Source organism: Commensalibacter sp. B14384M2 (assembly GCF_016101865.1).
Taxonomy (GTDB): Bacteria; Pseudomonadota; Alphaproteobacteria; order Acetobacterales; family Acetobacteraceae; genus Commensalibacter; species Commensalibacter melissae.
In genome coordinates this window covers 621,302-642,849 of the sequence record NZ_JACFPS010000001.1, presented here as the reverse complement: position 1 = coordinate 642,849, position 21,548 = coordinate 621,302, and the positions used below count along the sequence as shown (strand labels likewise).

Annotated in this window: 20 protein-coding genes; 10 read left to right on the top strand and 10 right to left on the bottom strand. The window is 38.1% G+C overall.

Annotation, left to right across the window (positions count from 1 at the left end):
- Window positions 1–24: 24 nt before the first annotated feature.
- The 6 genes from tsf to cydD all read right to left on the bottom strand — a co-directional run bounded on the left by tsf (window position 25) and on the right by cydD (window position 7,863).
- Window positions 25–930: a translation elongation factor Ts gene (gene tsf, locus H3R33_RS03040; protein ID WP_198185373.1), complete on the bottom strand. Its 906-nt coding sequence runs from the start codon at window positions 928–930 to the stop codon at window positions 25–27.
- Window positions 931–1,061: 131 nt separating this feature from the next.
- Entirely contained in the window at window positions 1,062–1,850 is a 789-nt protein-coding gene (rpsB, locus tag H3R33_RS03035) for a 30S ribosomal protein S2 (RefSeq protein ID WP_110438106.1), read from the bottom strand.
- Between the two features lie 306 nt (window positions 1,851–2,156).
- Window positions 2,157–3,989 carry a DNA helicase RecQ gene (recQ, locus tag H3R33_RS03030; RefSeq protein ID WP_232351043.1) on the bottom strand — a complete coding sequence of 611 codons (1,833 nt, stop codon included), beginning with the start codon at window positions 3,987–3,989 and terminating at the stop codon, window positions 2,157–2,159.
- Between the two features lie 26 nt (window positions 3,990–4,015).
- On the bottom strand, window positions 4,016–4,405 hold the full coding sequence (locus H3R33_RS03025) for an OmpA family protein (RefSeq protein WP_122123676.1): 390 nt from the start codon (window positions 4,403–4,405) through the stop codon (window positions 4,016–4,018).
- A gap of 76 nt (window positions 4,406–4,481) precedes the next feature.
- On the bottom strand, window positions 4,482–6,167 hold the full coding sequence (gene cydC / locus H3R33_RS03020; RefSeq protein ID WP_198185264.1) for a thiol reductant ABC exporter subunit CydC: 1,686 nt from the start codon (window positions 6,165–6,167) through the stop codon (window positions 4,482–4,484).
- A gap of 1 nt (window position 6,168) precedes the next feature.
- Window positions 6,169–7,863 (bottom strand): thiol reductant ABC exporter subunit CydD, encoded by a 1,695-nt coding sequence (gene cydD / locus H3R33_RS03015; protein WP_198185263.1) that lies wholly within the window; start codon window positions 7,861–7,863, stop codon window positions 6,169–6,171.
- A gap of 265 nt (window positions 7,864–8,128) precedes the next feature.
- Here cydD and H3R33_RS03010 point away from each other — a divergent pair, with 265 nt between their 5' ends.
- Together H3R33_RS03010 and H3R33_RS03005 are read left to right on the top strand one after the other, a co-directional pair.
- Complete coding sequence (locus tag H3R33_RS03010; RefSeq protein WP_198185262.1) at window positions 8,129–9,943, top strand: ABC-F family ATP-binding cassette domain-containing protein; 1,815 nt, start codon at window positions 8,129–8,131, stop codon at window positions 9,941–9,943.
- 185 nt (window positions 9,944–10,128) lie between these two features.
- Window positions 10,129–11,187: a tRNA-dihydrouridine synthase gene (locus H3R33_RS03005; protein WP_198185261.1), complete on the top strand. Its 1,059-nt coding sequence runs from the start codon at window positions 10,129–10,131 to the stop codon at window positions 11,185–11,187.
- Between the two features lie 456 nt (window positions 11,188–11,643).
- On the opposite strand, the gene H3R33_RS03000 is transcribed toward H3R33_RS03005, so the two are convergent.
- The gene (locus H3R33_RS03000; protein WP_198185260.1) at window positions 11,644–12,642 is read right to left on the bottom strand and encodes a Gfo/Idh/MocA family protein; all 999 of its coding nucleotides are present in this window, start codon (window positions 12,640–12,642) and stop codon (window positions 11,644–11,646) included.
- Window positions 12,643–12,884: 242 nt separating this feature from the next.
- Between H3R33_RS03000 and secD the strand changes: the two genes are divergently transcribed.
- The gene (gene secD, locus H3R33_RS02995) at window positions 12,885–14,438 is read left to right on the top strand and encodes a protein translocase subunit SecD (protein ID WP_198185259.1); all 1,554 of its coding nucleotides are present in this window, start codon (window positions 12,885–12,887) and stop codon (window positions 14,436–14,438) included.
- A 10-nt stretch (window positions 14,439–14,448) separates the two neighbouring features.
- Complete coding sequence (gene secF / locus H3R33_RS02990; RefSeq protein WP_198185258.1) at window positions 14,449–15,387, top strand: protein translocase subunit SecF; 939 nt, start codon at window positions 14,449–14,451, stop codon at window positions 15,385–15,387.
- 38 nt (window positions 15,388–15,425) lie between these two features.
- Here secF and H3R33_RS02985 read toward each other — a convergent pair whose 3' ends face one another.
- Together H3R33_RS02985 and mscL are read right to left on the bottom strand one after the other, a co-directional pair.
- A complete protein-coding gene (locus H3R33_RS02985) occupies window positions 15,426–15,758 on the bottom strand; it encodes a hypothetical protein (RefSeq protein WP_198185257.1) in 333 nt (110 codons plus the stop codon).
- A 51-nt stretch (window positions 15,759–15,809) separates the two neighbouring features.
- The gene (mscL, locus tag H3R33_RS02980) at window positions 15,810–16,280 is read right to left on the bottom strand and encodes a large-conductance mechanosensitive channel protein MscL (protein WP_230880500.1); all 471 of its coding nucleotides are present in this window, start codon (window positions 16,278–16,280) and stop codon (window positions 15,810–15,812) included.
- Between the two features lie 198 nt (window positions 16,281–16,478).
- Between mscL and rpmE the strand changes: the two genes are divergently transcribed.
- From rpmE to H3R33_RS02960, 4 genes are all read left to right on the top strand, one after another.
- Window positions 16,479–16,706 carry a 50S ribosomal protein L31 gene (rpmE, locus tag H3R33_RS02975; RefSeq protein WP_110438117.1) on the top strand — a complete coding sequence of 76 codons (228 nt, stop codon included), beginning with the start codon at window positions 16,479–16,481 and terminating at the stop codon, window positions 16,704–16,706.
- A 181-nt stretch (window positions 16,707–16,887) separates the two neighbouring features.
- Window positions 16,888–17,556, top strand: a complete 669-nt coding sequence (locus H3R33_RS02970; RefSeq protein WP_198185256.1) for a DUF1013 domain-containing protein — start codon at window positions 16,888–16,890, stop codon at window positions 17,554–17,556.
- Between the two features lie 2 nt (window positions 17,557–17,558).
- The gene (gene purE / locus H3R33_RS02965; RefSeq protein WP_198185255.1) at window positions 17,559–18,068 is read left to right on the top strand and encodes a 5-(carboxyamino)imidazole ribonucleotide mutase; all 510 of its coding nucleotides are present in this window, start codon (window positions 17,559–17,561) and stop codon (window positions 18,066–18,068) included.
- Window positions 18,069–18,094: 26 nt separating this feature from the next.
- The gene (locus H3R33_RS02960; RefSeq protein WP_198185254.1) at window positions 18,095–19,222 is read left to right on the top strand and encodes a 5-(carboxyamino)imidazole ribonucleotide synthase; all 1,128 of its coding nucleotides are present in this window, start codon (window positions 18,095–18,097) and stop codon (window positions 19,220–19,222) included.
- On the opposite strand, the gene H3R33_RS02955 is transcribed toward H3R33_RS02960, so the two are convergent.
- Window positions 19,185–19,847 carry a RadC family protein gene (locus H3R33_RS02955; RefSeq protein WP_198185253.1) on the bottom strand — a complete coding sequence of 221 codons (663 nt, stop codon included), beginning with the start codon at window positions 19,845–19,847 and terminating at the stop codon, window positions 19,185–19,187. The genes H3R33_RS02960 and H3R33_RS02955 overlap by 38 nt on opposite strands.
- A 154-nt stretch (window positions 19,848–20,001) precedes the next feature.
- Here H3R33_RS02955 and argH point away from each other — a divergent pair, with 154 nt between their 5' ends.
- Together argH and H3R33_RS02945 are read left to right on the top strand one after the other, a co-directional pair.
- The gene (gene argH, locus H3R33_RS02950; RefSeq protein ID WP_232342195.1) at window positions 20,002–21,402 is read left to right on the top strand and encodes an argininosuccinate lyase; all 1,401 of its coding nucleotides are present in this window, start codon (window positions 20,002–20,004) and stop codon (window positions 21,400–21,402) included.
- Window positions 21,399–21,548 (top strand): hypothetical protein, encoded by a 150-nt coding sequence (locus H3R33_RS02945; protein WP_196424512.1) that lies wholly within the window; start codon window positions 21,399–21,401, stop codon window positions 21,546–21,548. Before argH ends, H3R33_RS02945 begins: the two co-directional genes overlap by 4 nt.

Here is a 21,548-nt window from a genome sequence, read left to right as displayed (position 1 = left end):
TCTCCCCCACCCTGTTAATTGTAATCAACCCTTGGCAGCTTGGGCAACTTCAGCAGCAAAATCGCTTTCTTCTTTTTCAATGCCTTCACCCAGATGGAAACGTTCAAAGGCAACAAGTTTTGCTCCATTTTTGTCAACAACAGCCTTGACTTTGCTTTCACCATCATGAATCCACGTTTGTTCCAAAAGAACAACTTCTTCATAGAATTTACGTAAGCGACCCTCAACCATTTTTTCAATGATATTGTCCGGTTTACCTGATGCACGCGCCTGTTCAATAAAAATGCTTTTTTCACGTTCAACAGCGGCAGGATCAATTTCTTCAACACTTAATGCAATTGGACGTACAGCGGCTACCTGCATACCAATTTTACGACCGAGATCCTCAATTTCATCAGATGCTTCAGGTGCCTCCAAAGCAACCAGTACACCAATTTTTCCTAAACCTGGACGCAAGGCGGAATGAACATAGCTTGCTACAACACCAGAAGAAACTTCAAAAACACGCACACGTCGAATGGTCATGTTTTCACCAATTGTGGCAATCAAGTTGGTTAGATTTTCTGCAACAGTTTTTCCATTTTCCATTGTGGCATTTTTCAACGCCTCGACATCTTCACCCACTGTCAATGCAACTTTGGCGACATCCTCAACAAATTGTTGAAACTGTTCATTTCTGGCGACAAAATCGGTTTCAGCATTAATTTCGACCATGGCGGCCTTGTTACCCGCTGTCGCAATTCCTACCAATCCCTCAGCAGCCACACGGTTGGATTTTTTTGCAGCAGTAGCCAATCCCTTTTTACGTAACCAATCAATAGCTTCCTCGATATTGCCAGCTGTCTGATTAAGCGCCTTTTTGCAATCCATCATGCCGGCACCGGTTTTTTCACGTAATTCTTTTACTAATGCAGCTGTAATCTCTGCCATCATTTTTCCCTTTTCTTAACACACGAACGTCTCGATCAATATCGAGACGTTATGCTTGTATCATTTAATATAAATTGATTTTTTGACGAATTTCATATTGAATCGTCAACAATCAGAAAACTTATTGGCAATTAAGCTGGAACGTCTGGTGTCTCTTGTACAGAAACAGATTCCATAATAATTTCAGGAGGCAATTCCTCTGCTGCACCAATATCTTCACCTGCGGCACCTAATTCCTTGGAAATACCATCCAACACAGCACCGGCAACCAAATCACAATATAAATTGATTGAACGTAATGCATCATCATTTCCTGGAATTGGATAGGTAATCCCATCAGGATCTGAATTGCTATCCAGGACAGCTACAACAGGAATACCCAATTTGTTAGCTTCCTGTACAGCCAATTTTTCCTTATTCGTATCAATGATAAAGAGTATGTCCGGCAAACCACCCATTTCCTTGATACCGCCAAGTGAACGTTCCAATTTATCACGTTCACGGGTCAACTGAAGAATCTCTTTCTTGGTCAACCCAATTGTATCGCCATCAAGCGTTTCTTCGATCTGGCGTAAACGCTTGATAGAATTGGTAATGGTCTTCCAGTTTGTCAGCATACCCCCTAGCCAACGGTGATTGACATAGTACTGCCCACAACGTTTGGCTGTTTCCGCAACAATCTCAGAAGCTGTACGTTTAGTGCCAACAAACAATACTCTTCCACCATTGGCAACTGTATCACGAACGGCATGTAATGCACGATCCAGCATAGGAACCGTTTGTTGAAGATCAATAATATGAACCTGGTTACGGACACCAAATAAGAAAGGTGCCATTTTAGGGTTCCAGCGACGTGTATGATGTCCGAAATGAACACCCGCTTCCAATAACTGACGCAAAGTAAAATCTGGCATTGCCATAAATATTATCCTTATAACTGGTTAAACCTCCGTAAAGTACCGATTACCTTTTTCAAGCACCAGCGGTCGAACCTTTACGTGTGAATTGTCGAACAATTTCGATCATATCGTATATGATAGATTTTAGATAAAAATTCAAGTGAATCTTTAATAAAGAAACATATGCAAAAATATTGATCTTTATGAAAACATTTTTTAAATTTCTTTATTCTTGATTATCAAAAAAAATAATGAATAATTAGTGTAAAATAAATGACTTCATTATCATTTAGTCTTATGCGTAAAATCATCCAATATAAATAATCATTATCTATTATTTTGAAACTCCTTGATTATTTCTAATAATTTCAATCCATAATGTTCCAATTTCATATTCCCTACACCTTTTATATCCTTAAAATCTTTCAAGGTTTGGGGATTACAAAGAGCTACTTCCCTTAACACCGAATCATGAAAAATGATATATGGAGGAACCTGTTGTTTACGCGCCTCATCTGATCGCCATTTTTTTAATTCATCAAATAATTTATGCCGGTTTTGTGTTATTAGCAATGTATCGTCTGTATTTTGATATTTATATATTTCAGATTTTTCAATATCTTCACGCAGAAATAAACTCTTTTTCCCCCTTAACAACGGACGGGCTTTTTCTTGGTTTAGAAACAAATTTGAAAATTCCTCTCCCTGACGCAAAACATCTCGGGCCATCAATTGGTGAATAACGGAACGCCAAAAATTGTGTGACTTATCTTTCCCAATACCAAATAAAGAAAGTCGATCATGCTGGAAATTTTCAACTTGAATATTATATTTGCCTCGCAATACATTAATAATATGCATTGCTCCAAAACGTTGTCCGGTGCGGTATACTGCAGAAATCACTTTCTGAGCCGCTATAGTTCCATTTAACAGTCTTACAGGATTTTTACAATTATCACAGTGATTACAAGACTTATCCAGGTTTTCTCCAAAACAATGCAACAAAAGTTTTGTTCGGCATTCAGCCGTTTCAGATAATGCCACCATCATATCAAGTCTTGAACACGCGATTTTCTTCTGTTCATCTGTAATCGCAGAATGTTCAAGAAAATATCGCGCCTTAGCAACATCAGCACCATTATAGAATAAAACGGTTTCGGCAAGATCACCATCCCGTCCAGCTCGACCTATTTGTTGATAATAATCTTCTGGTCCCCTGGGCATATCCAAATGTACAACCAATCTGACATCCGGACGATCGATTCCCATTCCAAAAGCAACCGTCGCAACGATAATTAAAGGCTCTCCTGATCGAAACCTTAATAGGATACCTCTTTTTTCAAGTGCGGATAAACCGGCATGATAAGCCACAGCGTTAAAACCATAACGAACAAGATTATGAGCTGTTCGTTCAGATTTATTACGACTTCCACAATACACGATACAAGCCGCATCCCGATATTTTTTTAATAATTCCCTTAGCTGTTTGGATTCGGTATTTTTTTGTATTACACGTATAAATAAATTAGGCCGATGAAAACTGGATCGCAGAATTTTGGCTTCAGGCATATCCAAAGCCTGAATGATATCTTTTTGCGTGACTGGATCAGCTGTTGCTGTAAGGGCAATTCTTGGAACAGAGGGAAATATCCGAGGTAAATCACATAAAAGGCGATATTCCGGACGAAAATCATGCCCCCATACGGATATACAATGGGCTTCATCAATTGCAATCATGGAAATTTGAATTTTTTCCAAAAATTTCAATGTATCGTTTTGGAGTAAGCGTTCTGGGGAAACATATAAGAGTTTGAGTTTTTTTGAAGCAATATCATGACGGATATTGTATGCTTCCTCATTTTCCAATTCTGAGTGTAATGCACCTGCACTTACACCTAATTGCCTTAAAGCTGCTACCTGATCATCCATCAACGCAATTAATGGTGAAATAACCAAGCCCATTCCAGGACGACACAAAGCCGGGATTTGATAACAGATACTTTTACCTCCCCCGGTGGGCATCAATAACAAAACATCCTGATTTTGCATTACAAGATCAATCGCCTGTTTTTGCAAACCACGAAAACATTGATACCCAAAAACTGTTTCTAGTATTTTTTGGGGGTCTCTCTCATCATGAAATCTAACTTTATCAAACAAGTTAAAAAAGATTATCCAGATAGAATTTATTGAACTATAATTTCCACACGTCTTGCCGCCACTTGACTTTTACGATTTTCTGGCGGACGGGGAATATCATGAACACGATTTGACAGAACTCCATCATCCACAACCTTTTGTGCAACAATTTTGGCACGCTGAATTGCCATCATTTCATCTTTGGATAAATCGCCATAAATTGCTGCATAACCTTTGACATAAACCTGTTTTTCAGGAAATTTTTTCGCATAAGTAGCAGCTTGAGAAATGGTTTTGTTAGCCGAATCATCCAGATCCGTGGAAGCAAATGGAAAAAATACAACATAGGTTCTGTCATTCTTTTGCGTTAAAGAACCGGATTGGGAACATGCCCCCAACAAAATGGATGCTAGTAAAACAGGAACAAATCGACGCATTTAATTACTTTCTTTCAAGGCAACATTTTCAAATCAATATATAATATCAACAAGTAATAAAATATATAATTTTCTTTTATTCCGCAACTAGTTGTCCATTAGATAACCGCCATACCTCATCTATGTTTTCAACACCCGTTAAACGGTGCATTATCAAAATCACCGTTCGGTTGCCTGTTATCTGATTTAGGGTTTGAAAAAACGCTTTTTCAGTATCACCGTCTAATCCTGATGTTGGTTCATCCAAAAGTAAAATCGGGGCTTTTAGTAACAATGTACGTGCCAATGCAATCCTTCTTCCCTGTCCTCCGGAAACCTTTACACCACCCTCTCCAAGCCAGGTATCCAGTCCATCCGGCATCTCACGAACAACATTTGCCACTGCAGCATCAGAAAGGGCTTGCCACAAATCTTCCTCTGTCGCATCAGGGTTTACAAGCAAAAGATTCTGACGAATTGTATCATCAAATAAATGGGTGTTTTGAGAAAGCCATGCTATTCGTTTGCGGACTGATTCATTATCAAACCAGTCAAGATTTTGATCAGCCAATGTTATTGAGCCCTTTGTTGGCTGAATGACCTTTAATAACAAGGCCGCCAGAGTGGATTTTCCCACACCGGATGATCCTATAATGGCAATTTTTTTTCCTTGTGCAATCGTCAGGTTCAAATTCTGATAAAGCCATGGTTGTGAATCTCCCCAACGAAACGATACATTCCGAAACTTGATATCCCCGGTTTCAGGTGGAACTTTACTAGATTTAGAATTGTCTTCAACTTTTTTATTGTCATTAATATTCACAACTCTTATGGCGGCATTGACGATTTGACCTGCCAAACCTCCTGCCTTGCTCAAAGGAACGACCAATTCAAATGCTGTAATAGTCAGAAAAAGACAGAAAACCGTGTGAAAAGCGTTCAATCCATGAAAACCAATGTTCAATCCGCTCATCAATACAAATAAAACAGCAACTTGACCAAAAAAATATGCGATGACTTCTATTAACGCTACTTCCCTTGCCTGAATATATTGTTGATCAAAAAGTTCATTTTCATTTTTTTTGATTAATATGGAAACTCGATGTTCTGCTCCAAAGGCTCTTATTTCCCTTAAACCATGAATAAAATCCAGAACTGTTATTCTCAGCTGTGCCGTACCCTGAACAAGTTTTTTCCCTCTTTTCCGGGTTATGAAGCCCGCACCAAATGGGCATAAAAATGCAGAAATTCCATAACAAATCACGATAGATACAGCCAATGCCAAATTATAGTGGGCTATAACTGTAAAAAGCACAAAAGATGTCAATATGGAACCGAAAAACGGTAAAATAAGACGCAAATATAATCCGTCCAATGTTTCAATATCAGAAACCAATCGGGATAATATATCCCCACTATGACGGAAACCCAATCCTGCCGCACTCCCCATAGCAAGTGTACGGAAAAACCATATCCTTAAGTCTGCTAAAGCATGAAACATGGCATTATGGGTAAACAATCTTTCCACATATCGCATAATCATGCGGGAAACCCCGACCATTTTTAAAAACAGTGAGCTGGTTATGATTGCACCCATAGCTGTCAAGGCAACCTTGCCCCCGGCAAAGCTCATTAAAGCCAATCCCAATAATACGGCAATCAAGGAGATAAAAATTCCAAAAAGTAAAGCGGGCAACCGTTTATACCATATCGAAAATATTGTTTTAAACGCTGCCGTCACGGAGGATTTTTCAGATCTGGTAATATCTTGAATATTTTGCATATTATCCTTCCTTCTGACAGGAAATTATAAATCCATGATTTAAATTGATGTGTATACCAGGCAATTTTTGCCCCTGTTCCGAATGGGTGGCCATAATGACTGTTCTATTTTCAGTCAGTTTCAACAATTGATTAAAAATATCCCTCTCCGTTTCGGGATCAAGATGAGCTGTAGGTTCGTCAAGCAATAATAATGGAGCGTTTTTCAGATATGCTCGTGCAATAGCAATTCTTTGGGCCTGACCACCCGATAACCCATAACCGTTTTCACCAATCACCGTATCAAGCCCATGCGGTAAATCTAATAAATATCGATCTATTGCCGCCGCTTCAATGGCTTGTTGAAATTCTTGCTCGGTTGCGGAGGGTCTGGCAAACATAATATTCTCACGAATAGTACCGCAAAAAATAACAGGTTTTTGTCCGATCCATGCCATTAATTTTGACAATGAAGCAGCCGAATATTCGGTAATATCCAATCCATTTACCAAAACCTGCCCCTCATTCGGCTTTATAAATCCGAGAATCATTTCGATAATGGTTGATTTTCCTGCACCAGACTGACCTATCAATAAAGCTCTTTCCCCTGCCTTGATGTCGAAATTCAAGGAATGTAATATACGACCTCTTTGAGCGTCCCAATGATAGGAAACATTTTTAAAGCTTATTTCCACTTTATCATTGAAAGGAATATCCTTTACATTGGTTGAAAATTCATTTTTGACAGGCAATTCAACAATAGATGCAGCCGTTCCGCCAAGTCGTGCCCTGTCCTGATAGGCCAGAGCCAAACTGCGTAGAGGACCAAAAAACTCCGGAATAATCAATAAAGTAAAGAGAATATGCGTGACAGGAATAGATTGTATTGAATGAATTTGGACAAATTGACTTCCATCCATCAACACTACCAGAATAATCGCGATAATCATCGCACAATCAATAGAGGCAGACGACAAGAAAGCTACCCGTAATATTTTCATCGTTCTCTTACGCAATTCATCTGCTGATAATGCAAGTCTATTGGCCATGTCATCTGATCGACCAGCCAATACAATCGTTGCAATCCCTCTTACTCTATCAAGAAATTGAGCCTGCAAACGGGTCATTGCCAAAAATTGCTTTCTTGCAGCCATGGCTGCTCCAATTCCAAAAATTGCCTGTGCAATAGGAACCATCAAACCACATAAACCCATAATCAACGCTGACCATGGTTGAACCAAATACACGAAAAAAAGAATAAGTAGTGGTGAGGCAATCCATAGAACCGATGCCGGCAACCATCGTGAAAAATAACCATCCAAAGATTCAACCTGATCAACCGCCAATGCTGTCAAAGCGCCACTTGATTGTCGCCTTAATATTGAAGGACCGATTTGCATAATATGATTGATAATCAAATTACGTAGGCGATGCCGTGCTTTAAGACCGATTTTGATCGTAAAGTCACCTTCCAAAAAAAATACGCATCCTTTGAGAAGCGATAGTAACAGATAAAATAATATCAGTATTGAAATTGGAAATTGTATTGGTATGGATGGTACCAAGATTTTTCCGATAATTTCAGCAATCACCCATGCCATACCGACAGCAATCAAACTTGAAAGCAATCCTAAAATTACAAGAGGGAAAATTGCCTTTTTGCCAATTTTCGTTTGTAATCTTGTCCAGTTTTTAATTTTTGTTTTTTTATCAGGCATATAATCCACTCTTTATCACGATAAAAAGATGCATTGGCAATTCAATCTGGGTAATTTACAATTTAAAAAGTAAAAAAAAAATTATCAGATTATTCAAAATTTCAGTAATTTTATTTATTCCCAAATTTTTAAAAACAAAATCAATTTATTATCAAAATTTTGTCTATTTAATAAAAATATTTACATCTTCATATTTAATAAATATGTTTTAATATACAAATTTACTTATATAGCAAACATTCTGTAAACCACATTATCTCATTATATGTCATCCCCACTTTTGCTTATACAAAATCTTTCTTACAGTTTTGGAGGTCACCCCCTTTTTACCGACCTGAATTTCAATATTGCAAATAATGAAAAATTATGTCTGGTCGGTAGAAATGGATCAGGGAAATCCACCTTATTCAAAATTATAATGGGATTGCAAAATAGAGATTCAGGAAATCTTTTTATACAGCCTGGCACTACCATTCAATGCCTATCCCAAGAACCTGATCTTTCTTATTTCACAAAAACCATTGATTATGTTTGTTCAGAATTACCCAGTCCGGATGATCATTTTCGTGGGCGAATTCTGCTTGAGGCACTGGGATTAACTGGTAATGAAAATCCTGCACATCTATCAGGGGGTGAAACAAGACGCTGTGCACTGGCCAAGGTTTTAGCTCCAAGACCAGATCTATTACTGTTAGATGAACCCACAAATCATCTGGATCTTCCAACAATAGAATGGCTGGAATCTGAATTAAAATCTTTATCTTCTGCAGTTTTAGTGATCAGCCATGACCGTCGATTTCTGGATAATATGGCAAAAGGCATTATCTGGCTGGATAGAGGACAGGCAAGGCAACTTTCCATGAGATTTTCCGAATTTGAATTATGGAGGGAGAATTTTTTCGAACAGGAAGCACTGGAGTATCATAAGTTAAACCGTCAAATTGCAAGAGAGGAGGATTGGGTGCGTTACGGCGTTACCGCCCGACGCAAACGTAATGTTAGACGAATGGCGGAACTTTCAGAACTTCGTCTAAAAAGAAAAAACCATATACAGAATCCTTCCTTGGACACCCTACAATCAAGTGATGCAGAAAATTCCGGTAAAATTGTCATAGATGCAAAAAACGTAACCAAATCCTATAATTCAAGAACAATCATAAATAATTTAAATTTACGTATTGTACGTGGAGATCGGCTTGGCATTATTGGTCCAAATGGTGCCGGCAAAAGTACGTTGCTGAAATTATTGACAGAGCAGGAACTGCCTGATCAGGGAGAAATCAAACTTGGAAGCAAACTTGAGATCAATTATCTAGATCAACACAGACAGATTCTTGATCCTGAAAAAACATTGGCAGAAACGCTTACACGTGGACGTGGTGATTATGTAGATGTCGGAGGGGAAAAAAAACACGTTATCGGATATATGAAACAGTATCTTTTTCAACCAGAGCAAGCAAAAACACCCGTGAAGGTTTTATCTGGTGGAGAAAAAGCTCGATTATTGCTTGCTTGTGCTTTGAGCCAACCTTCAAACCTGATGATTCTGGATGAACCTACGAATGATTTTGATTTGGAAACGCTTGATTTGTTACAGGAAGTGTTGTCCACTTATAAAGGAACCCTTATTCTGGTCAGTCATGATCGAGATTTTCTTGATCGAATTGCCACTTCAGTTCTTGTAGCTGAAGGTGATGGTATCTGGACAGAATATGCCGGTGGATATTCTGACATGATGGCACTTCGTGAATATAAACAGGAAAATCTTATCAGGAAAACACAAAATAAATCGCAAAAATCAACATATTCAAAAACACCCATTAAACCCAAACCAAAAAAACTTTCATACAAAGACCAGTATGAACTGGATCATTTACCAGAAAAGCTTCAGAAACTTCAAATCTCTATAATGCAGCTGAACCAACATCTCAATGATCCAGGATTATATCAGGAAGACCCTGATTTATTTGAAAAATTCACACGGCAATTACTGGATAAACAAAAAGAACAAGAAAAACTTGAGGAAAGATGGCTTGAATTGGAAATTTTGCAGGAGAATTTGAAATCAAATGATGAATAAAGTAATCCATTTAATCAGTAAATCCTGTAATTTTAAATTATTTGTTTTACCTGATTGAATTGTCTGTCATGACAGCCATATATTTTGTAATATGTTGTAGGAATGACATGAAATATCAAGCAACTTCCGGCTTTAAATATCAACAATTTGAAAATCACGTATAATTATAAGGAGGAACCCTGTTCATGGAAAATCATAGCTATCCATTTTACAATCCAAGGTTAAGTTATGAGGAAAACTACCAGAAAGGCCCTTTTGGAGATTTTACACAAAAACCGGAAATTTCTATTGTAAACCAACCTACTGTTCATTTTCTGGGAAATAAGATTAATCTACCATTCGGTATTCCCGCCGGACCTTTACTCAATGGCAAATATGTAAAGGCGGCACTGGACTGGGGATATGATTTGTGCGTCTATAAGACGGTCAGAACAAAAAAATATAAATGCCATCCCCTTCCCAATGTCTTGGCTGTCCATCCGGAACATAGACTTTCAGAAAATGTTGATACAGTATTAGCTGATCAAAATTATGATTTGCCTTTATCCATAACAAACTCTTTTGGTGTCCCTTCTTTTGATCCAGATATATGGCAACCTGACATGGAGGACGCAGTTAATTATGCAAAACCTGGACAGGTTGTAATCGGCAGTTTCCAGGGCACATTGGGTGTTACCAATCATATCGAGGAAAATTATGCAGAAGCGGCCCGTTTGGTCGATGAGACAGGTGTTCCCCTTCTAGAGGCAAATTTGAGCTGTCCCAATGAAGGGGTAAATAACCTTTTATGTTTTGATATTGATAAGGTTGAACGGATTGCCCACGCGATCAAGAATGCCGTACCAGATAAACCATTGATGCTTAAATTGGCTTATTTTAAAGATAACAAACTTCTTTATTCTTTTCTTGAAAGATTGGCTCCTATCGTTGACGGCTTCTGCGCAATCAACACCCTTTCGGCAAGACCTGTGACCTCTCAAGGTAAACAGGCTTTGGGAGGGGATCGTCCAACAGGAGGAGTTTGTGGTGATGCAATTCGTTGGGCCGGTGAAGAAATGGTTTCCCGCCTATATGAATGGAGAGCCAATCATAATGAAAAATTTGTCATTATAGGTGTTGGGGGGGTCAATAGCCCAGAACATTATCAAACATATCTTTCCCTGGGTGCTGATGCTGTCATGAGTGCAACCGGCGCAATGTGGAATCCTGCGCTAGCATTACAAATAAAAAAGGCGCTTCAATAATTTTTTACATTAAATCAAGTTATCAAAATAAAAATATTTTCGATAACTTGATTTAAAGGCTTCTCCTGTTAATTTTTCATTTATTTCAAAAACAACAACCTTGTATTATTATAAATGTCATTTAATCTATATTATGACGATTATACAGTTCATTTTTTAGTAAATGGTTATTGTAATATTATCCTGTTTAAAAATTTTAAAATATAATCCTAGATAGCATGAAATCATTTGCCACTGGATCATATCATTTTCACATCAATATTAATTTTTATGGAAAATTAATTGTGAAACTTCGAAAATTAATACTGCAAAACTTTTTATCATGCTGATCATTTCCATCGATGTGAAAAACGCATTATTTACCATTTCTTCATAACAATTAGCACAAACCAACAAAACTGTTTTGTTACATCATGGTAAATTACAGAACCATATCCCTTTAAAGATATATTAATATTAAAAGCTATTTGTTTTAGAATTCAATAATCCAGAAACCTGCATTCGCTCTCTTGATTCTTTTATACTTTTGATCACCGCCAATGCTGCATTCAAAGCCCTTCGCCCCGCAACCCCATCCACGAGAACTGGTATTCCATCAAGACAGGATTTTACAAAAGCATTATGCTCAGCCTCCATATTATCATGATCTTTCCATTTCACCACTTCTCTTCTAAATCCATTGGTACCAGGTAAAGGCATACCCTTTTCTTTTCCAATCATGACCAATTGATTTTCCACAAAATCAGCCGATAAATACCCTTCTTCGGAAAAAATTCGCATTTTACGCTCAGTTTTTAAGGAAATACGACTGGCTGCAATGGTCGCAACGCATCCATTTTCAAAAGTAACCCGAGCATTTGCTATGTCTTCGAATTCTGATGTCACGGATGCACCCAACGCATCCACTTTTCGTATATGAGATGGTACGATAGCTAGAACAAGATCGAGATCATGGATCATTAGATCAAGAATAACAGAAACATCAACCCCTCTCGGCTTGAAAGGTGCAATTCGCATGGTTTCAATATATAAAGGCTTCTTTATACGTTCATGTATAACTTTCTGTTCCACTGAATAACGTAAAAGATGCCCAACTTGCAAGACAAGTCCACGACTATTTGCCAGATCAATGAGATGATCAGCCTGATCAAGCGTTGAGGCAATCGGTTTTTCTATTAAAACATGCCTACCTTTTTCAAGGGCCTCAAGGGCCAATTCATAATGAAATTCGGCAGGTGCGGCAATAATCAAGGCATCACAAGATTGTAACAGCTGGTCAAGTGGCATATAGGGAACATTACCGGCTTCTTTTCCAACTTTTATTGCATTGCCAATTACTGGATCATAGATACCGATCAGATTTTCACGCTCTGCTTTAAAAGATTTTAAAGCATGAAAACGACCAAAATATCCCGCCCCAGCAATACCCACACGCAAAATCGACTGTTCTGCCATTTGTTTTCTCGCTTTATATTAAATTTAAACTTACAATTTTTCTTAAATTTGGATAGAAAATAAAATATTCTTAAACGTATTTAAACATTGTTTTTATTTATAATGCTATATATACCTTGCCATATAATAGTATTATAACCAAAACATATTGCATCGAATAACATGACAACGACCCTGTTGTTAAACGTTCCCTTTAACCATTTTCAGTCCATCGGGACAAAAAGGATTTAGTCGTTACTGCGATGATGTATTACAGTCGAACAAAACTTGCCCTGGTTTTCGCCACTTGTTTCATGGGGCTATTATTATGTTTACCCAATTTTGTTAAACATCCATCTTTTAAGATACCTTGGCATCAGATCCATCTTGGCCTTGATTTAAAAGGAGGATCCTATTTACTGATGCAGGTGGATGTGGAGACCATCAGCAAAAACCGTTTACAGACGTTGAGTGACAATGTTCGGCAAACCCTTATTTCCAAAAATCTGGGTTATCGCAATTTACATATGGTTCCCAAAGATCATACCATTGTTTTTAATTTGCGTGATCCAAGTGAAAAAGAGGGTGTTATATCTGCATTGAGATCAATGCCAAAAGCGGTTCCCAATGAATTTGAGGTTAGTAATAACAATGATCAAATTAGAATGGAACTTTCAACTGATGCAATGCAGCACCGCGCAAGCGAGGCGGTAACTCAATCCATTGAAATTGTTCGCAAACGTATCGATGCAACAGGTGCTGTCGATCCATCCATAACCCGTCAGGGTACAGACAGAATCGTTGTTCAGCTACCGGGCGTCAGTGATCCGAACCGGATTAAGCAATTACTTGGTACAACAGCTAAAATGACATTTCACTTATTGGATGAAAATGCAAACCCAAACCTACCTCCACCCGGTGTAACATTTCTTCCAACAGCTGGAAATGAAAATGAAAAATTACCAATACGTGATCATATTGAAGTTGACGGTGCCGACCTAACAGGAGCAAGTGCTGGATTTGATCAGCAAAGTGGCGAATATGCAGTAAATTTCAGTTTTGACAATGCAGGCGCACAATCTTTCGCAAATGTTACCCGTGCCAATATCAACAAACGTTTTGCTATAGTATTGGATAATAAGGTTATAGAGGCACCTGTCATTCGGACTCCAATCACAGGCGGGAATGGTCAAATTACAGGCGGATTTGATGCGCAAAAAGCCACTGATCTTGCCTTACTTTTACGAGCAGGTGCCTTGCCTGCTCCGCTAAAAGTGATGGAAGAACGTTCAATTGGTCCATCACTGGGGGCTGATGCTATCAGGGCTGGAGGATTGAGTCTGGTAAGCGGTTTTGTCCTTGTGATTATTTTTATGCTTCTATTTTATGGTCGTTTTGGTCTCTATGCGAACATCGCTTTATTTGCAAATCTCGTATTGATGAGTGCCATTTTATCTCTTTTCGAAGCGACACTAACCTTGCCAGGTATGGCGGGAATGCTTCTAACCCTTGGAATGGCAGTTGACGCAAATATTCTTATCAATGAACGCATTCGCGAAGAAACACGTAATGGCCGTACGCCCCTTAACGCTTTACAAACTGGATTTGATCGTGCTCTCAATACAATCATCGACAGTAACGTCACCGCTTTCATTGCACACGTCATGTTATTCATATTTGGAACGGGTGCGGTCAAGGGATTTGCATTGACTATCACCATTGGTATTGTTACGACCCTTTTCACCACCTTATGCCTCTCCTGGATGCTGACAATTCGCTGGTATGCTGTCACCCGCCCTAAAGAACTTCCGATTTGAAAGAAAGAATATGCTTGGTCGTCCTTTATTACATCTCGTCCCACATGGCACAAAAATTCATTTTATGCGTGGACGCTTTGCCGGCCTGATAACATCAGCGGTTTTATCTATTGCATCAATTATTCTTTTCTTTCATCCCGGCTTGACATTGGGACTGGATTTCCGTGGCGGTATTGTGGTTGAAGCGCAAACTCCTGAACCTGCTGATTTTAGCAAATTGCGCAAATTTTTATCTGATGCCGACATTACAGCAGCTGGATTACAACAATTTGGTGGGAAAAATAATGTCCTGATCCGGCTTGACGCACCCAAAGAAAATAATGGCGATGCAACCCAGATATTGATCAGCAAAGTCAGATCAGCCGTTACAAATTATGAAACTGGTACAAAAATTGTACGAGCCGATGCTGTTGGTGCCTCTGTTTCCTCTGAATTATTCAGAAATGGGCTTTTGGCACTTGGAATTAGTCTTTTTATGATTATGATTTATATCTGGTTTCGATTTGAATGGGAATTTGCACTTAGCGCCATTATAACCTTGCTTCTTGATTTAACAAAAACAATCGGATTTCTTGTAATCACACATTTTGAATTCGATCTGGTCATGGTGGCTGCCATCTTGACAATTCTAGGTTATTCAACAAACGATAAAGTTGTCGTATATGATCGAGTAAGGGAAAATCTAAGAAAATATCATTCCATGCCATTTCAAGAATTGCTTGACCTATCAATTAATGAAACGTTAAGCAGAACCCTTGCCACTTCGTTTACCGTGTTTTTAGCCGCCTTACCTCTTGCTCTGTTCGGTGGTGCATCTCTTTCTGGTTTTGCCTGGATAATGTTATTTGGTATTATAGTGGGAACTTCTTCCTCCATCTTCATTGCCGCTCCCCTGCTTCTATTTATGGAAGAGGGAAGCTTGAGAAGAAAAACCAAAAGATCATCCTAGAATTATTTCATGAGCAGTTTAAAAGAACTGCTCAATTTTTAACGAATATTATTTTTATTCAAAGACTGTATCAGTATTTCCACAGAATTTTTTGCATTTTTCAAATTATGCTTATTCGGTTTCGATAATGCCATCATAACGTAATGTTTAGCATTTTGATCCTTTAAAAAAATATCCTGGAAATCAGTCAATGAAACAGAAGATAAGCTACCTAGATAACCAATACACATACCATGAGTAAATATGTAATTGTAGGCAATGGAATGTGGGGTTACGCGTTCAGATGACTTTAATGAATTTTCTTGTGATTGACAGGCACTCAAGGGAAACAAAAAAAGGGTTAATCCTAATAAAACATATCGCTTAAACATTTAAAACTTCTTTGTTCCCATAGACTTGTAATCAATTTATCAAAAATTGATCTATGATTGTTTTCTGTTTGCAAGAATATCTCTTATTTCCTGCAGTAAAACTTCCTGTTTTGTTGGTTGTGCGGCTTTAACTTCTTGCTGCGTCTTGATGCGATTATAGATATCATTCAACCCTCTGACAATCAGGAAAACAACAAATCCGATAATTAGAAACTGAATAATCGTGTTGAGAAAAACTCCAAAGTTTAAAGTTACCGCACCTATTCTTTGTGCCTCGGCCAGTGTTTTAACATGAGGTCCCTTTAAGGTGATAAATAAATTACTGAAATCGACACCACCTAGAAACAAACCAATGATGGGATTGAAAATATCATTCACCAAACTTTTAACCACACTTGTAAAAGCGGCACCAACGATAATACCCACAGCCAGATCAACAACATTACCCCGCATGATAAAGGATTCAAATTCATGAATCCATTTAATGCTCCTACTTTTTTTAGCCATATTTTCATTACTCATTTTCATTTCCATTCAATTGCTCTAAAAAATAGTTACGTATCAATTATATTTGAAAAAAGAATTTTAAATAAGAAAAAAATGTCAAACAGTAAAAAATAACAAAGAAGAGATTGATTTCGAGCAGTAAAATGACTATAAATACATTTTCTTTCTCCGTCTGTTAACGGAGTTTTTTTTACAATCTGTTAAGAGAAAATCATGAAAAACGATATCCATCCAGATTATCACGAAATTACAGTCGTCATGACAGACGGTACTGAATTCAAAACCCGTTCCTGTTATGGCTCTAATGGCGATACATTGCGTCTTGACGTAGATCCTAAATCTCATCCTGCATGGACCGGAGTTCAGCGTATCAATGATACACGGGGTCAAGTTGCGAAATTTAACAAGCGTTTTGCTGGTATCGGACAAAAAAAGGTTTAAATAATTAGATTATTTTATTAACCTTATTGATGTAAGGGTGACTTCATCACCCTTACATCAATCAAATAAAATTACTAAATTACATTACAACTTTTAAAATAGTCTATATTGTTTTAACTTAAAATTTACAGTTTTAAGTTTTTAATAATATTCTACTCTATTTTTATCATACAGGATTGTCATGACCTTACCTCTTATGCCTAAGGCTACCGCAGTATGGCTTATTGAAAAAACTGCTTTAACCTTTAATCAAATTGCAGAATTTTGTGGCATGCATCCTTTGGAAGTCCAGGCAATTGCCGATGGCGAGGTAGCTCAAAGTATCATTGGCTATGATCCTGTTGCTAATGGACAGTTAACCCAAGAAGAGATTAATCGCTGTGAGGCTGATCCAGATCGAAAGCTAAAACTATCAGCAAATCGCATGCAAATCGTCAAGCGATCAAAAGGCGCAAGATATACTCCCATTTCAAAGAGAAATGATCGTCCTGATGCAATTGCCTTCCTGTTAAGAAACTATCCCCAATTGCTAGATCAGCAAATTGCCAAGCTTTTGGGGACGACTAAAGATACAATTGCCAAGGTAAGAGATAAACAGCATTGGAATTCCGCTAATATTAAACCACGTGATCCAATCATACTGGGATTATGCAGTCAAATGGATTTAAACAGTGCTGTTGCCGAGGCGAACAGACGTGTTGAGAAGGATGAGACGGATACCTCTTCCCTTAATCCCTCAGAAACAACAGAACATCAGGAATCTTCAAAAACAAAGAAAGAAGAGCTAGATATCAATCATATATTTTCCAATTATTCTGAAAAAAACAATCAATCCGACGATCTAAATTAATTATGCCATTATCCCATCCCTCTTCATCAAATATCTCCCTTGCTGTTGGTGTTATTATGGGCAGCCAGTCGGACTGGGATATTATGAGTCACAGTGCTGATATATTAAAAAAACTTGATATATCACATGAAGTAAAAATTGTATCGGCTCATCGTACACCCGATCGATTAAGAGAATATGCAATATCCGCTGTTGAACGGGGAATCAGGGTTATTATTGCAGGCGCAGGTGGCGCTGCACATCTTCCCGGTATGGTTGCCGCCTGGACACATTTACCTGTTCTTGGTGTACCAATGCAAACCCATGCCCTAAACGGTAAGGACAGTTTGTTATCAATTGTGCAAATGCCTGCAGGTATTCCGGTTGGCACCTTGGCCATCGGAAAAGCTGGGGCCATTAATGCGGCACTTTTGGCAATATCTATCCTATCTATCGCTGATCAGTCAATCGCTCAACGCTTAGTTTCCTGGCGCAAAGCACAAACAGATTCTGTCGCTATTTCTCCACTTTAATTATACATTATTAATAAGAGGGACTTATGCTCTTACCTAATTCAACCATAGGAATCGTTGGAGGCGGACAATTAGGCAGAATGTCTGCTGTAGCGGCGGCACGTCTTGGATTTAGAACACATATTTTATCTGACATTATGGATGCCCCTGCCGCTCAAGTGGCTTCTGGCATTACGATTGGATCTTATCATGATCAATCAATTTTAAAACAATTTGCTGAACAGGTTGATGTCATAACATTTGAATTTGAAAATATAAATATAGAAGGAATAGAATATCTTGCCACCGTACGACCTGTTCATCCTTCCAGCAATGTCTTAAAAATCAGCCAAGACAGGTTTCTTGAAAAAGACTTTTTAAATCAACATGATATTCCAACCACTCAATGGATTTCTATTTTTCAGTTAGAAGATGGCATAAATGCGGCAGAAAAACTGGGGCTTCCTTTTATCCTAAAAACCACTAGATTGGGATATGATGGTAAAGGTCAGGCCGTTATCCGTACCGACGAAGAATTCAAAAAAGCCTTTAAAAATTTGAAGCCCCATCCTCTAATTGCTGAAAAAAAAGTAAACTTTTATAAAGAAATTAGCGTGATGGTTGTTCAGAATGAACATGATGAATTACAAACATTCGATGTTACTGAAAACCGACATAAAAATGGAATTCTTGACCTCAGCATCGCACCAGCCCGAATTACCTCAGCATTGCAAAATAAAGCCAAAGAAATCGCAGTTAAGATAGCCCAGGCTCTCAAACTTGTTGGTATCTTGGGAGTTGAAATGTTCATTGATGATCAGGATAATATTCTTGTCAATGAAATAGCACCCCGTCCTCACAATTCAGGACATTGGACAATGAATGCCTGTCCCTTTGACCAATTTGAAATGCATATTCGTGCTGTCGCAAATCTTCCCTTACCGCCTATAGCTCGACATTCGGATGCCATTATGAAAAATCTTATAGGCCCCCAAACACTGGAATATTGGCCAAAGATTTTAGAAAATGATCGAATGATAGGACATTTATACGGAAAAAAGGAAGCAAAACCGGGTCGAAAAATGGGACATGTCAATATAAATTTTCCATATAATGGTTTACCCGGAGAATTCGGAATTAAAGCGGCATTATCATTTCTTTGTTCTGGGGATTAAGCAATCCACTTTCCACAAAAGAAAAATAGATACCATTCCCGATTATTATATGATCGGCGATATCAATATTAACTGCTTCCAAGGCTTCAACTAATATATATGTTAACTTTTTATCCGCTTCCGAAGGTAACGCTATTCCACTAGGATGATTATGTACCAGAATCAAGGATTCAACATCGAATTTAAGAGCATATTTCGCTATTTCACGGATATGGATGGATGTGGTACTCACGGTTCCTGAAGTTTGATGACTGATTGAAATGATATGGGCATTCCTATCGAGAAGAATAATATAGAAATGTTCAATCGTTTCTCTTGATAAGAAAGCAATTAGATAATCGGTTAAATATTTTTTAAACTGTAGAATGTTTTTATTATAAATTTCTGATTTCAAAATACGTATACTTGCTGCATAAATAAGGGAAATAAACGCTATATCCTTTTCAGATAAATTAAATTCCTCAATTAACTGATTTTTGTCATAGGTAAAAAGATGCGGAAAAGATCCAAGTTTTGTTAGAATATTTTCTTGCCAATTTTCATTATGTTGTTCAAATTTTATCCATTGGGATAACAAAGTTAAATATTGTGAATCAGATTTTATATTATCTTGTTTTTCTTTCATAAAACTGTGCATTTTCATATTGAAAACATCCTCAATTCTCAAAATGTTGATTCCTTATGTTCGAATAGGATAAGTTCTTTATTAATACAGTTTAAATATTAATTACGTAAGATTATTAAGATTATATATACCAATAAATTAGGAGATTGAATTCTTGAATCAAAAAACTGCCAACAAACAGTGGGGAGGACGTTTCACCTCTGGACCTTCAGCCATTATGGAGCAAATAAATGCCTCTATCGGCTTTGATAAAAACTTATGGAAACAGGATATACAAGGGTCAATAGCTCATGCAGAAATGCTGGCCAAACAGAAAATAATTTCCGAAACGGATAAAAACAGTATTCATCAAGGCCTTAGGGAAATTGAGCGAGAAATTCAATCTGGTCAATTCGAATTTAGCAGAGCCCTTGAGGATATTCATATGAATATCGAAGCCCGTTTGGCAGAACGTATCGGTGAGGCAGGAAAAAGGCTTCATACAGCACGTTCAAGAAATGACCAAGTTGCGACAGATTTTCGTTTATGGATCAGACAAAATATCGATGAATTAATTCCAATGATAAATCATCTGATGCTGACCCTTGCTTCCCGAGCTCTGGAATATGCGGAAACAGCTATGCCCGGTTTCACTCATTTGCAATCTGCCCAACCGGTAACGTTCGGTCATCATTTACTGGCTTATACAGAAATGTTGAATCGGGATCGGGGACGATTGATAGATGCACGCAGACGACTAAATGAAAATCCCTTGGGTGCGGCGGCTTTAGCTGGCACCTCATTCCCAATTGACCGCCAATTGACTTCTAAATTATTGGGATTTGACCGTCCCATGGCAAATTCACTTGACGCGGTCTCTGATCGTGATTTTGCCCTGGAATATCTTTCCGCTCTTTCCATCATATCGATTCATCTTTCACGCATGGCGGAAGAAATTGTAATTTGGTGTTCACCTCCTTTTTCTTTTATCCAGCTTTCAGATGCCTATACTACAGGTTCATCCATCATGCCACAAAAACGAAATCCAGATGCCGCCGAACTGGTTCGGGCCAAAGTTGGACGAATTTCAGGGGCGCTTACAGGACTTTTGACCGTTATGAAGGGTCTTCCTCTCGCATATGTTAAAGATATGCAAGAAGACAAGGAACAGGTTTTTGCTGCAACCGAAACTATTATTCTGTGTTTAGCCGCTTGTTCAGGAATGATTGCAGATTTAAAGGCCAATCAAGACAATATGGCCTATTGGGCAGGGTCCGGTTTCTCTACAGCCACAGATCTCGCAGACTGGCTGGTTAAAGAATTAGAATTACCCTTCAGAACAGCTCATCATGTAACAGGAAAAATTGTCAGCTATGCCGAAACACATAATCTTGCTCTTGAGAATGTGCCTTTACAAAAAATGCAGGAAATCGAACCTTTGATTAACAATGATATATATTCAGTTTTAGGAGTTCAGTCCTCACTTGCCTCTCGAACCAGTGAAGGTGGCACCGCTCCCAAAAATGTAAGAAAATCTGCAAAAATATGGATCGATAAATTAAAGGATATATCATGAAACGTTTTTTTTCTCTTTTTTTCGCTCTTGGTAGTCTTGCAATCCTCACAATCACCCTGTCTGGATGTGGCAAAAAAGCATCTCCTAAACCGGTTGGTCCCCCCGAAAAAGTAATTTATCCCCGAGCCTATCCACCTCAAGACTAA